The organism is Photobacterium sp. ABD4_091 (assembly GCF_056160145.1).
The window spans coordinates 2185586-2198230 of sequence record NZ_JBSWWQ010000001.1; the positions used below are offsets into that span (position 1 = coordinate 2185586).

Here is a 12645-nt window from a genome sequence, read left to right on the forward strand (position 1 = left end):
GGTGAATTGCTAGCTGATGCCGTTGTTGTGCCCCTGACCTTAGCAGGATGGGGGCGTTTATGTCAGATTGTTTCTCTGGCTGTTGGAGGCTTTGTGAAATTTGAATTAGATAAAACCCAGGGACGTGCCCGTCGTGGCCGTCTGCAGTTTGAGCGTGGCACGGTAGAAACCCCTGCCTTCATGCCTGTTGGTACTTACGGTACTGTTAAAGGCATGACACCGGAAGAAGTGAAAGAAACCGGTGCTCAAATCCTGCTGGGTAATACCTTCCACCTGTGGTTGCGTCCTGGCCAGGAAGTGATGAAGATGCACGGCGACCTGCACGATTTCATGCAGTGGCAAGGTCCTATCCTGACCGATTCAGGCGGTTTCCAGGTATTCAGCTTGGGTGATATCCGTAAGATCACTGAGGAAGGGGTTCACTTCCGTAACCCGGTGAATGGTGACAAGATTTTCATGGACGCAGAAAAGTCAATGGAAATCCAGCAAGACCTAGGCTCAGACGTTGTGATGATCTTCGATGAGTGTACGCCATACCCGGCGACACACGACGAAGCGAAGAAGTCGATGGAGATGTCTTTGCGCTGGGCTCAGCGCAGCCGCAACCACTTTGACAAACTTGGTAACAAAAATGCGCTATTCGGAATTGTCCAAGGTAGTGTATATGAAGACTTGCGCGATGTTTCTGTTGAAGGCCTGACCAACATTGGCTTTGACGGTTATGCAGTCGGTGGCCTGGCGGTTGGCGAGCCAAAAGAAGACATGCACCGCGTTCTTGAGCACACTTGTCCGCAGTTGCCTGAAGACAAGCCGCGTTACCTGATGGGTGTGGGCAAACCAGAAGACTTGGTTGAAGGTGTTCGTCGCGGTATCGACATGTTCGATTGCGTAATGCCTACTCGAAATGCCCGAAACGGCCACCTGTTTGTGACCGGAGGTGTGATCAAGATCCGTAATGCGAAACATAAAACGGATACAACCCCTCTCGATCCGCACTGTGACTGTTACACTTGTCGCAACTACTCGAAGGCGTATCTGTACCACCTGGATAAATGTAATGAAATCCTGGGTGCGCGCCTTAACACAATCCACAACTTGCGTTACTACCAGCGTTTGATGGAAAGTATCCGCAAGGCGATTGAAGAAGATCGTTTCGATGTGTTCGTAGAGGAATTCTACGCACGTCGTAACCGTGAAGTTCCACCATTAAATGACAACAAATAATCGAGGACGTTAGTAAATGAGTCTGATTTCTCAAGCACACGCAGCAGCTGAAGGTGCACCACAGGGCGGCGGCATGCAGCTATTCATCATGCTTGGCCTTTTTGCCGTAATCTTCTACTTCATGATTTACCGCCCACAGGCGAAACGTGTGAAAGAGCACAAGAACCTGATGTCTTCTATGGGCAAAGGTGATGAAGTACTTACCAGCGGTGGCCTTGTAGGTAAAATCGCAAAGGTTTCTGAAGAAAACGACTACATTGTTATCGCGCTGAATGATGCGACTGAAGTTACTATCAAGAAAGACTTCGTTACTGCCGTTCTGCCAAAAGGCACAATGAAGTCTCTATAAAATTTGCTTAAAGGATCATAGCAGTGCTAAACCGTTATCCCTTGTGGAAGAACCTGATGGTAGTGTTCGCACTACTTATCGGTTTGCTTTATGCGCTTCCCAATGTTTACGGCGAAGATCCAGCAATTCAAATCTCCGGGGCGCGTGGCGCCTCGGCAGATATGTCCACGCTGGATGCCGTCACCGAAGATTTAGATCAAAATCAAATCTCATATAAATCAGTCGCTTTCGAAAACGGTACTGTCCTGGTCCGCTTTAACGACACTAATACTCAAATTAGTGCTCGCGATATTCTTAACGATCAGCTTGGCGACGATTTTATCGTAGCCCTTAACCTTGCTCCTTCTACTCCATCCTGGCTTGAATCCATTGGCGCGAACCCTATGAAACTGGGTCTTGACCTGCGCGGCGGTGTGCATTTCCTGATGGAAGTAGATATGGATGCGGCGATGGATAAATTGCTCGGTCAGCAGGAAGAAACGTTCCGTACTGAGTTGCGCGAAGCGAAGATTCGTTACCGCGCGATCGGCAAGACCGATGAAGCGGTTGAAGTTCGCCTGCGTAATGCAGACCAGCTTGACGAAGCCAAGCGTGAGTTGCAGCGCCTTCACCCGGATATGCAGTTTACCGATACCACTAGCGGCTTCCTGCTAACTGCGACATTTACCGATGCCCGCCTTCAGGAAATCCGCAACTATGCGGTTGAGCAAAACATTACTATTCTGCGTAACCGTGTTAACGAACTGGGTGTTGCCGAGCCATTGGTTCAGCGCCAGGGTGCTAACCGTATTGTTGTTCAGCTACCGGGTGTGCAGGATACTGCGCGCGCCAAGGAAATCCTGGGTGCAACTGCAACCCTTGAATTCCGTGAAGTGGATAACTCAGCAGACCTAGCGGCAGCAGCCTCTGGCCGTGTACCACCGGGCAGCGAAGTGAAATTCACTCGTGATAACCGTCCAGTCGTACTGAAGAAGCGTGTGATCCTTTCTGGTTCTCACATCACCGATGCAAGCTCGAGTGCCGACGAATACGGCCGCCCTCAGGTAAACATCTCGCTGGACAGCGAAGGCGGCAGCAAGATGACAGCCTTCTCGCGTAACAACGTGGGCAAGCTGATGGCAACTGTCTTTACCGAGTACAAAGACAGCGGCGACCGTGATGAGAGCGGTAAGGTTATCCTGGAAAAACACGAAGAAGTGATCAACCAGGCGACTATCCAGACAGCCCTTGGCCGTAACTTCCGTATTACCGGTATTGATTCGCAGGCAGAAGCCCACAACCTGGCGCTGCTATTGCGTGCCGGTGCTCTGATTGCACCTATCTCTATCGTGGAAGAGCGTACCATTGGCCCGTCTATGGGTCAGCAGAACATCGACATGGGTATCCAGGCGATGATTTGGGGTATGGTCGCAGTAATGCTGTTTACCCTGGTTTACTACCGTCGCTTCGGTCTGTTTGCCAACATGGCACTGCTGATGAACCTAGTATTGATTATCGGTGTGATGTCGATGATCCCGGGGGCAACAATGACCCTGCCGGGTATCGCCGGTATTGTTCTGACAGTCGGTATGGCCGTTGATGCCAACGTATTGATTTTCGAGCGTATCCGTGAAGAGCTTCGTGAGGGGCGCAGCCCACAGCATGCGATTCAGCAGGGCTATGCCAATGCATTTAGCACCATCGCCGATGCCAACATCACGACCCTGATCACCGCAATTATCTTGTTTGCAGTGGGTACGGGCGCGATCAAAGGTTTCGCAGTAACGCTATCAATTGGTATTTTGACTTCCATGTTCACGGCTATCATCGGTACCCGTGCGCTGGTTAACTTGGTTTACGGCGGTAAGCGCGTCGATAAACTGTCGATCTAAGGAGACGCTGACATGTTTCAGATAATGAAAGCGGATAAGGCGATCGACTTTATGCGCTGGTCGAAAGGCGCATTTATCCTTTCGATCATTATGATTATCGCTGCAATCGGTACCGTGACCACCCAGAAACTGAACTGGGGCTTGGACTTCACTGGCGGTACCCTGATTGAAGTGGGCTTTGAGCAGCCGGCTGATCTGGTGTTGATCCGAGAGTCGTTGGAAGACGCAGGCTTCGGTGATGCCATTGTGCAGAACTTTGGTACGGCACGTGACGTCATGGTTCGCCTCCAGCCACGCGAAGATGCACAGGGTGAGAAACTGGGCAACCAGATCATTGATGCTCTGCGAGCTGGGACTGGCCAGGATGTTGAAATGCGCCGCATTGAATTCGTTGGCCCGAATGTGGGTGACGAACTGGCAGAAGCAGGTGGCTTGGCAATCCTAGTCTCACTGATTTGTATCTTGCTGTACGTTTCAATGCGATTCGAATGGCGTTTGGCGGCAGGTGCGGTACTGGCACTGGCCCACGATGTTATCATCACTATCGGTATCTTCTCGTTTACCCAGATCGAGATTGACCTGACTATCGTGGCAGCCCTGCTGACCGTTGTCGGTTACTCGCTCAACGATACCATCGTAGTATTCGACCGTATCCGTGAGAACTTCCGCAAGATGCGTAAGGGCGATGCAGTCGAGGTAATGAACAACTCTATTACCCAGACGCTAAGCCGTACCCTGATCACCTCGGCAACGACATTGTTCGTGGTTATTGCCCTGTTCTTGAAGGGCGGCAGTATGATCCACGGTTTTGCCGCAGCCTTGCTGATCGGTATCACTGTTGGTACTTACTCGTCTATCTACGTCGCTTCGGCACTGGCGCTGAAACTGGGCATTGCCCGTGAGCACCTGATGCCGCCGCAAGTGGACAAAGAAGGTGAAGAGTTTGATGCCATGCCGTAAGGCGGTATTGACTCACTGAATGAAAAACGGAGCCGATTGGCTCCGTTTTTATTTTGAGCGGGGAAGAGCGGGTCCTAGATCCTAGGCCCTAGGAAAAGCGGGCAGAGTGAAGAGCTTGACATCGATTAACTAAGAGCAAACGTTGTTGCAGGACCCAGGACCCAGGACCCAGGACCCAGGACCCAGGACCCAGGACCCAGGACCCAGGACCCAGGACCCAGGACCCAGGACCCAGGACCCAGGACCCAGGACCCAGGACCCAGGACCCAGGACCCAGGACCCAGGACCCAGGACCCAGGACCCAGGACCCAGGACCCAGGACCCAGGACCCAGGACCCAGGACCCAGGACCCAGGACCCCTCAAGGATCTAGGAACTCGTACCTAGGATCTCAGATACAAAAAAACGCCCCGGTGATTCTCATCACCGGGGCGTTTGATGTTTTATATTAGCGATGATTACTTCGCTAGTGCTTCGCTACCGTGTTCACGGATTTTGCTTAGCAGTGGCTTAACAACGCGAGCGTTACCAGCAACGATGTTGCCAGTTGCAAGGTGGTTAGTGTTGCCAGTGAAGTCAGCACAGATAGCACCAGATTCGCGAGCGATTAGTTCACCTGCTGCAATTTCCCAAGGTTTCAGGCCTAGGCGGAATACACCGTCAACGCGGCCAGCCGCTAGGTAACATAGGTCTAGGGCTGCACAGCCAGACATACGCATATCATCACACTCTACAAATAGAGCGCCCTGGATTTTCATGAAGCTTTCAGAGTGCTGCTTGGCAGCAAACGGTAGGCCTGTAGCCAGAGTTGTGCCAGTTAGGTCACGTGGCTGAGATGAACGGATACGCTGGCTGTTAAGCTGCGCACCAGAGCCACGAGTTGCAGTGAAAAGCTCGTTGCGTGCTGGGTCGTATACCGCTGCCACTTCAGTGCGGCCGCGCATACGTAGTGCAACAGAGATTGCGTAGTGAGGGTAACCACGAACGAAGTTCTTGGTGCCATCCACTGGGTCGATGATCCACTGGCATTCTTTGTCCTTGCCTTCAATCGTACCGCTTTCAGCTGCAATGATGCAGTGATCAGGGTAAGACTTACGGATAGTGTCGATAATGATAGCTTCAGCTTCGTTATCGATGTTAGTAACAACATCATTGCCTTTGTTAGCTACTTCAATAGCTTGCGATTTTTCTAGAGATTTAATGACATGGTCACCAGCCTTTCGTGCAGCACGAATGGCAATATTCAGCATAGGATGCATAGGATCTTCCCAACGGATGTTAAAGAACTAAAAAGCGGCGGCGAGTATATCAGAGCTAGGACAAAAGGGAAGTGGTTATTTTTTATTCGTGCTGCCGGCACTACCAAGCTGGCGGGAAATTGCACATTCGGTGAGGAACAAATCGTTATTGGTATAAAGTTTTTACATGTTTTCACCATTTTTAAAATGCCTGTGTTAAAATCTGTCGGTTCGATTGATAGAGTTGAAAGTTGCACCTCCTATGTTAGATAAAGTCAGTGTCGTTCTCGTGGGTACCTCACATCCCGGCAATATTGGTTCTGCTGCCCGGGCGATGAAAGTAATGGGCTTGACCAACCTGGTCTTGGTCGACCCGGCCTGCGAAATTGATGAAACAACCCATGCGCTGGCGGCGGGTGCATCCGATATTGTTGAGCAAGCAACAATTGTGTCTAGCCTTGATGAGGCAATCGCCGATTGTGGTTTGGTTGTGGGTTCAAGTGCCCGCTCCCGTACGCTGGAATGGCCCCAGTTGGATCCCCGTGAATGCGGGATCAAAACCATTGCCGAAGCACCTTCACACAAGGTAGCAATCTTATTCGGCCGTGAGCGTACCGGCCTGACCAATGAAGAATTACAGCGCTGTCACTGCCATGTGTATATTCCGGCCAACCCTGAGTACAGCTCGCTGAATTTGGCGATGGCAGTGCAGACGGTGAGCTACGAAATCCGTATGGCTTTCCTTGAATCGGAGAAATTCCAATCTCAACAGCAGGTTGAAGAATACCCGCGAATGAAGGAGCTGGAAATGTTCTACCAGCACCTTGAAAATGTAGCGACCAAGACCAACTTTATCAGTAAAGACAAACCGTCGATGGTCATGACCAAGATGCGCCGCCTGTTTTCCCGAGCTAGACCGGAGTCACAGGAGTTGAATATCTTGCGTGGTATCCTTTCCGCAATAGAAAAGTCACTCTCTCGCCCAGAGAAATAGACACATACTCTCAATGGTTAAAAGCCTGACTAAAACAGTCAGGTAAATACTTGACCGTTTTAGTCAGGTATGCGACACTCCCCCCATAGACAAACGTGGGTAGCGGTGTGTTATGAGATTGACATCAAAAGGAAGATACGCAGTCACAGCGATGCTAGATGTGGCTTTGCACTCTCAGGATGGTCCGGTTCCTCTGGCTGATATTTCAGAACGCCAAGGGATCTCATTGTCCTATTTGGAACAGTTGTTCTCTCGCCTGCGCAAGGCTGGCCTCGTTGCCAGTGTTCGTGGTCCGGGCGGGGGATATCGCCTCGGCGAAGATGCCAACCACATTGCTGTTGGCATGGTGATCGCCGCCGTTGATGAGTCCGTAGATGCAACTAAGTGTCACGGCAAAGGGGATTGCCAAGGCGGCGTTCGCTGCCTGACACACACGCTATGGCGTGACTTGAGCTCCCGTATCAGCGGCTTTTTGAACAACATCACTCTTGGTGAGTTGATGCAAGACAATGACGTACAAGAAATTTCTGACCGTCAGGATCAGATTCTAACCAAGTCGTCATTTGGACATAAAAATACACACGACAACACCTCAATCGGTGTCGATGTTCGCTCCTAGAGACCAGACGTCCGTGTTTTCGGAGATGAAGATGAAACTGCCAATATATTTTGATTATTCCGCTACTTGCCCAGTAGATCCTCGCGTTGCAGAAAAAATGGTGCAATGCATGACCATGGATGGAAACTTCGGTAACCCGGCTTCTCGTTCTCACCGTTTCGGTTGGCAGGCTGAAGAAGCGGTCGATACCGCTCGTGAGCAAATTGCTGATCTGGTAAACGCAGATCCGCGCGAAATCGTATTTACATCAGGTGCGACTGAGTCAGATAACCTGGCTATCAAAGGTGCAGCCCACTTCTACGGTAAGAAGGGCAAGCATGTCATCACCTGTAAAACAGAACACAAAGCTGTACTTGATCCATGCCGCCAGCTAGAGCGTGAAGGCTACGAGGTAACATACCTTGAGCCGGAGGCTAATGGCCTGATCGATATGGCTAAACTGCGTGACGCGATGCGTGAAGACACGGTTTTGGTGTCAATCATGCACGTGAACAACGAAATTGGTGTTATCCAAGACATCGCTGCTATCGGTGAGCTATGCCGCGATAAGAAAGTGATCTTCCACGTCGATGCTGCTCAGTCTGCGGGTAAGCTACCAATCGATGTTCAAGAAATGAAAGTCGATCTGATTTCTTTCTCTGCGCACAAAATCTACGGTCCTAAAGGTATCGGTGCCCTTTACGTTCGCCGTAAGCCGCGTATCCGCCTTGAAGCGCAGATGCACGGTGGTGGTCACGAGCGTGGTTTCCGCTCTGGTACCCTAGCGACACACCAGATTGTAGGTATGGGTGAAGCATTCCGTATCGCCAAAGAAGAGATGGATAAAGACTACCAGCACGCACTTGCCCTGCGCGAGCGTATGCTGAAGGGCCTTGAAGGTATCGAGGCGATGACCATCAACGGTGATTTGGAGCAGCGCGTACCAAACAACCTGAACATCAGCTTTGCATTCGTTGAAGGCGAATCGCTACTGATGGCTCTGAAAGACCTTGCGGTATCATCTGGCTCGGCATGTACATCAGCCAGCCTGGAGCCATCTTACGTTCTTCGTGCACTTGGTTTGGACGATGAACTGGCACACAGCTCAATTCGCTTCTCTTTCGGTCGCTTCACGACGGAAGAAGAAGTAGACTACGCAGTTTCACAGATCCGCGGTGCGGTAGAGAAACTACGTGACATGTCTCCGCTTTGGGATATGTATAAAGAAGGTATTGACCTGAACACGGTCGAGTGGGCACACCACTAATCTTGCGGTCATCACGTATTCGAGGAAACTGTCATGGCATATAGTGAAAAAGTTATCGATCATTATGAGAACCCGCGTAACGTAGGCTCATTTGATAAAAGCGACAAAAATGTAGGTAGCGGCATGGTGGGTGCACCTGCCTGTGGCGACGTAATGAAACTTCAGATCAAAGTGACTGAAGAAGGTATCATCGAAGATGCCAAGTTCAAGACGTACGGCTGTGGTTCTGCGATTGCATCAAGCTCACTGATCACTGAGTGGGTGAAGGGCAAGACACTGGACGAAGCTGCTAGCATCAAGAACTCAGCAATTGCTGAAGAACTTGAGCTTCCACCTGTAAAAGTTCACTGCTCAATCCTTGCGGAAGACGCAATCAAGGCAGCAGTTAGCGATTACAAGAAGAAACACGAAGATTAATTCTCAAAGGGTTGTTGTATGGCCATAACGATTACTGAAGCGGCAGCAAGTCGCGTAGCTACTTTCCTAGAAAACCGAGGAAAAGGCATCGGCCTTAGGCTGGGTGTTCGAACTTCAGGTTGTTCGGGAATGGCCTATGTACTGGAATTTGTTGACCAGCTGGATGAAGGCGATCAGATCTTTGAAGAAAAAGGAGTGAAGATCATCATCGATGCCAAGAGCATGGTATATCTCGATGGTACTGAGTTGGACTTTGCCAAAGAAGGTCTTAACGAAGGCTTCCAGTTCAACAACCCTAACGTGTCCAGCGAATGCGGCTGTGGTGAAAGCTTCAACGTATAATCGCTGAGCCAATTGAACCTGATTGCTGCCTGTTAAAGGGAGGGTCAGGTTCAGTTATTTTTAGACTCAGTCTTTACAGAAACTCACGCGATATGAATCATTTCGAACTCTTTGGGCTACCTTTTCAGTTTCAGCTGGACGGTAGCCTTCTTGCAACCCAGTTCCGGGAATTGCAGCGCCATTTCCATCCAGACAACTTTGCCACGGCTTCCGAGCGAGACCGCTTGCTTGCGGTACAGAAAGCCGCACAGATCAACGATGCCTTCCAGACGTTGAAAAACCCTATCTCCCGTGCAGAGTATATGCTGTCAGTCAGCGGTATTGAGATGAGAGGCGAAAGCAAAACGTTGCAAGACCCTGTTTTCTTGATGCAGCAAATGGAGCTGCGTGAAGAGTTGGAAGAGATCCCCGAGTCGAGTGATCCAGAAAGTGCGTTGTTTGATTTTGAACAGCACGCCTCAACCCTGTACAAGGCACAGCTGGTTGAGCTTGAGCAATTACTTGTTGATGAAAACTGGGAAGTGGCGGCTGACGCCGTGCGCAAGCTGAAATTTATTGTTAAGCTGCGTGAAGAAGTCGAGCGCTTGGAAGACAGCTTGCTTGATTGATTTTACCCTAGCCCGGTATAAACACCACAGGAACGAAAATGGCACTGTTACAGATTGCTGAACCCGGTCAAAGCGCCGCGCCGCACCAACATAAATTGGCGGTGGGTATTGATCTGGGCACTACAAACTCTCTCGTGGCTGCAGTACGCAGCGGCGTTCCGGAAACCCTGAAAGATGAGCAAGGGCGTGCGATCTTGCCGTCGGCGGTTCACTACAGCGAAGGCGCCGTGGTCGTTGGCCATGAAGCCCGCGAAATCGCTCAGCAGGATCCGGCCAATAGCATTATTTCTGTTAAGCGTATGATGGGCCGTTCGCTGGCGGATATCCAAGCTCGCTATCCGCAGATGCCATATCAGTTCAGTGCAACAGACAACGGTTTGCCTCAGCTGATCACCCGTGGCGGTGAGGTTAATCCGGTTCAGGTATCGGCTGAAATTCTCAAGACCCTTAACCAACGCGCACAAGACACTCTTGGCGGTGAACTTGAAGGCGTGGTGATCACTGTCCCTGCCTACTTTGATGATGCCCAGCGTGCGGGCACCAAAGACGCGGCCAAGCTGGCGAACCTCAATGTTCTGCGGCTGCTTAATGAGCCAACGGCGGCAGCGATTGCTTATGGTCTGGACTCAGGCCAGGAAGGCGTGATCGCTGTGTATGACTTGGGTGGCGGTACATTTGATATCTCTATTCTTCGCCTGTCGAAAGGTGTGTTTGAAGTGATGGCTACCGGTGGCGACTCTGCCCTCGGCGGCGATGACTTTGACCACCTGCTGGCGGACTGGATTGCCGAGCAAGCCGGTATCACCGAGCGTGATGCGATTGCCCAGCGTAAGCTGCAAGATGCTGCGCAGGCAGCCAAAGAAGCACTGTCTGATGCCGATGAAGTCTCGGTAGATGTGCTTGGCTGGCAGGGGACGGTTTCCCGTGAGCAGTTCGATGCCTTGATCCAACCTTTGGTGAAAAAGACGCTGATGGCATGCCGTCGTGCGTTGAAAGATGCAGACGTATCAGCTGAAGACGTTATCGAAACCGTCATGGTTGGTGGCTCGACCCGCGTACCATTGGTGCGTGAAATGGTTGGCAGCTACTTTGGCAAAGAGCCGTTGACGTCAATCGACCCGGATCAGGTAGTTGCAATTGGTGCGGCGATTCAGGCGGATATCCTTGCTGGCAACAAACCAGATGCAGACATGCTGCTGCTGGATGTGATCCCGCTGTCGCTGGGTATCGAGACCATGGGCGGCATGATCGAGAAAATCATCCCGCGCAACACCACGATTCCTGTCGCCCGCGCCCAGGAGTTCACCACGTTCAAAGATGGCCAGACAGCGATGTCTGTGCATGTGGTCCAGGGTGAGCGTGAAATGGTGAGTGACTGCCGTTCACTGGCACGCTTTACCTTGCGTGGTATTCCTGCGATGGCCGCAGGTGCAGCACATATTCGTGTTACCTACCAAGTGGATGCAGACGGCTTGTTGTCTGTAACTGCGATGGAAAAGAGTAGCGGCGTGCAGTCTTCTATTCAGGTCAAGCCATCCTACGGCCTGACCGATGATGAAATTGCAACGATGATCCGCGATTCAATGACCTTTGCCCAGGACGATAAAGACGCCCGCGCCCTTGCCGAGCAACAAGTGGAAGCGGATCGCGTACTGGAAGGGTTGATTGCAGCGCTGGCTCAGGATGGTGAGACCCTACTGAGCAAAGAAGAGCGCGACGAGCTGGAAGCCGTTATGATGGAACTGGTTCAATTGCGTCAGGGCACTGATCCGCACGCAATTGAGGCTGGAATTAAGAAAACAGATAAGGCGAGTCAGGAATTTGCATCACGCCGGATGGATCAGTCTATCCGCCGTGCCCTGGCTGGTCAGTCGATTGATGAGGTTTAGGCATGCCTAAAATTGTTGTATTACCCCATGATGAGCTTTGCCCGGAAGGGGCAGTGCTAGAAGCGCAAGAAGGCGAAACCATTCTTGACGTGGCACTGCGCAACGGTATTGGCATTGAACATGCGTGTGAAAAATCCTGTGCGTGTACCACGTGCCACTGTATCATACGTGAAGGCTTTGATTCACTTGAAGAGAGTGATGAGCTGGAAGATGACATGCTGGATAAGGCATGGGGACTGGAGCCTGAATCACGTTTAGGTTGCCAGGCCAAGGTTGCCGATGAAGATTTGGTGGTGGAAATTCCGAAGTACACCCTGAACCTGGCATCGGAAAACCACTAAGATGTCCAAAGCCCCGATGGTGAAAACCATCGGGGCTTTTTTGTACCCGGTGATCTACGGTCGTTGGCTACACTAATAAGGCTAGAGCTAGAGGCATAAACAAGAGGAGAGTGTTATGGGCTTGAAATGGATAGATTCACGGGATTTGGCTATCGAGCTGTCAGAGCTGCACCCGGATGTTGATCCGGAGAAGATCCGCTTTACCGATCTAAGAGAGTGGATTTTGGAACTGGATGATTTTGACGATGATCCGAAACATTGTAGTGAGCGGGTGCTGGAAGCGGTGCAGATGTACTGGATAGAAGAAGCGGACTGATCATCTGGGCTGTTTTTTTCCCTTTCTATTAAATCCCGCCTTATGATCTTGCTCTTAGTCTCGTTGTAAACAGCTTGTTTCTTGGCTGGAACCAAGGCAGAGTAAGATAAATTCTGAAAACTGGTCAATAGGCCATATTTTCAACTATTTTGTCCTTCCTCTTTTGGGAGAACAGCTCGGAACGTGCTGAAATCGTTGTGAAACCCCTTGTAATGCTAAAATGAGCCCCAAT

Annotated in this window: 14 protein-coding genes; 13 read left to right on the forward strand and 1 reads right to left on the reverse strand. The window is 50.9% G+C overall.

From position 1 onward, the window contains the following. Positions 1-93: 93 nt before the first annotated feature. Genes tgt through secF form a run of 4 tightly spaced genes read left to right on the forward strand, consistent with a single transcriptional unit; the run spans position 94 to position 4404 of the window. A complete protein-coding gene (gene tgt / locus ACXAGQ_RS10100; protein ID WP_475253698.1) occupies positions 94-1224 on the forward strand; it encodes a tRNA guanosine(34) transglycosylase Tgt in 1131 nt (376 codons plus the stop codon). 16 nt (positions 1225-1240) lie between these two features. Then, positions 1241-1573, forward strand: coding sequence for a preprotein translocase subunit YajC (gene yajC / locus ACXAGQ_RS10105; RefSeq protein WP_475253699.1), 333 nt, complete (start codon positions 1241-1243; stop codon positions 1571-1573). A 23-nt stretch (positions 1574-1596) separates the two neighbouring features. Further along, complete coding sequence (gene secD / locus ACXAGQ_RS10110) at positions 1597-3444, forward strand: protein translocase subunit SecD (RefSeq protein WP_475253701.1); 1848 nt, start codon at positions 1597-1599, stop codon at positions 3442-3444. A gap of 12 nt (positions 3445-3456) precedes the next feature. After that, positions 3457-4404 (forward strand): protein translocase subunit SecF, encoded by a 948-nt coding sequence (gene secF / locus ACXAGQ_RS10115; protein ID WP_475253703.1) that lies wholly within the window; start codon positions 3457-3459, stop codon positions 4402-4404. 457 nt (positions 4405-4861) lie between these two features. Here the strand turns inward: secF and suhB are convergent, their stop codons facing one another. After that, a complete protein-coding gene (gene suhB / locus ACXAGQ_RS10120) occupies positions 4862-5662 on the reverse strand; it encodes an inositol-1-monophosphatase (RefSeq protein ID WP_475253705.1) in 801 nt (266 codons plus the stop codon). 241 nt (positions 5663-5903) lie between these two features. On the opposite strand from suhB, the gene trmJ reads away from it, so the two are divergent. From trmJ to iscX, 9 genes are all read left to right on the forward strand, one after another. After that, positions 5904-6635 carry a tRNA (cytosine(32)/uridine(32)-2'-O)-methyltransferase TrmJ gene (trmJ, locus tag ACXAGQ_RS10125; protein WP_475253707.1) on the forward strand — a complete coding sequence of 244 codons (732 nt, stop codon included), beginning with the start codon at positions 5904-5906 and terminating at the stop codon, positions 6633-6635. Between the two features lie 112 nt (positions 6636-6747). After that, a complete protein-coding gene (gene iscR, locus ACXAGQ_RS10130) occupies positions 6748-7254 on the forward strand; it encodes a Fe-S cluster assembly transcriptional regulator IscR (RefSeq protein WP_281025556.1) in 507 nt (168 codons plus the stop codon). A 31-nt stretch (positions 7255-7285) separates the two neighbouring features. Beyond that, a complete protein-coding gene (locus ACXAGQ_RS10135; RefSeq protein WP_475253709.1) occupies positions 7286-8500 on the forward strand; it encodes an IscS subfamily cysteine desulfurase in 1215 nt (404 codons plus the stop codon). A gap of 33 nt (positions 8501-8533) precedes the next feature. Continuing rightward, positions 8534-8917 carry a Fe-S cluster assembly scaffold IscU gene (iscU, locus tag ACXAGQ_RS10140; protein ID WP_107301179.1) on the forward strand — a complete coding sequence of 128 codons (384 nt, stop codon included), beginning with the start codon at positions 8534-8536 and terminating at the stop codon, positions 8915-8917. Positions 8918-8935: 18 nt separating this feature from the next. After that, the gene (gene iscA / locus ACXAGQ_RS10145) at positions 8936-9259 is read left to right on the forward strand and encodes an iron-sulfur cluster assembly protein IscA (protein ID WP_107301180.1); all 324 of its coding nucleotides are present in this window, start codon (positions 8936-8938) and stop codon (positions 9257-9259) included. A gap of 92 nt (positions 9260-9351) precedes the next feature. Beyond that, positions 9352-9867, forward strand: coding sequence for a co-chaperone HscB (gene hscB / locus ACXAGQ_RS10150; RefSeq protein ID WP_475253711.1), 516 nt, complete (start codon positions 9352-9354; stop codon positions 9865-9867). A gap of 38 nt (positions 9868-9905) precedes the next feature. Next, positions 9906-11756, forward strand: coding sequence for a Fe-S protein assembly chaperone HscA (gene hscA / locus ACXAGQ_RS10155; protein ID WP_475253713.1), 1851 nt, complete (start codon positions 9906-9908; stop codon positions 11754-11756). 2 nt (positions 11757-11758) lie between these two features. Beyond that, on the forward strand, positions 11759-12097 hold the full coding sequence (gene fdx, locus ACXAGQ_RS10160) for an ISC system 2Fe-2S type ferredoxin (RefSeq protein WP_475253715.1): 339 nt from the start codon (positions 11759-11761) through the stop codon (positions 12095-12097). Positions 12098-12212: 115 nt separating this feature from the next. Beyond that, complete coding sequence (gene iscX / locus ACXAGQ_RS10165; RefSeq protein WP_475242480.1) at positions 12213-12413, forward strand: Fe-S cluster assembly protein IscX; 201 nt, start codon at positions 12213-12215, stop codon at positions 12411-12413. Positions 12414-12645: the final 232 nt, after the last annotated feature.

Coding starts and splice junctions, on each gene's coding strand:
- ACXAGQ_RS10135 (WP_475253709.1), top strand. CDS start 7,286: ATGAAACTGCCAATATATTTTGATTATTCCGCTACTTGCCCAGTAGAT.
- fdx (WP_475253715.1), top strand. CDS start 11,759: ATGCCTAAAATTGTTGTATTACCCCATGATGAGCTTTGCCCGGAAGGG.
- trmJ (WP_475253707.1), top strand. CDS start 5,904: ATGTTAGATAAAGTCAGTGTCGTTCTCGTGGGTACCTCACATCCCGGC.
- iscU (WP_107301179.1), top strand. CDS start 8,534: ATGGCATATAGTGAAAAAGTTATCGATCATTATGAGAACCCGCGTAAC.
- iscR (WP_281025556.1), top strand. CDS start 6,748: ATGAGATTGACATCAAAAGGAAGATACGCAGTCACAGCGATGCTAGAT.
- hscA (WP_475253713.1), top strand. CDS start 9,906: ATGGCACTGTTACAGATTGCTGAACCCGGTCAAAGCGCCGCGCCGCAC.
- iscX (WP_475242480.1), top strand. CDS start 12,213: ATGGGCTTGAAATGGATAGATTCACGGGATTTGGCTATCGAGCTGTCA.
- hscB (WP_475253711.1), top strand. CDS start 9,352: ATGAATCATTTCGAACTCTTTGGGCTACCTTTTCAGTTTCAGCTGGAC.
- suhB (WP_475253705.1), bottom strand. CDS start 5,662: ATGCATCCTATGCTGAATATTGCCATTCGTGCTGCACGAAAGGCTGGT.
- yajC (WP_475253699.1), top strand. CDS start 1,241: ATGAGTCTGATTTCTCAAGCACACGCAGCAGCTGAAGGTGCACCACAG.
- secF (WP_475253703.1), top strand. CDS start 3,457: ATGTTTCAGATAATGAAAGCGGATAAGGCGATCGACTTTATGCGCTGG.
- iscA (WP_107301180.1), top strand. CDS start 8,936: ATGGCCATAACGATTACTGAAGCGGCAGCAAGTCGCGTAGCTACTTTC.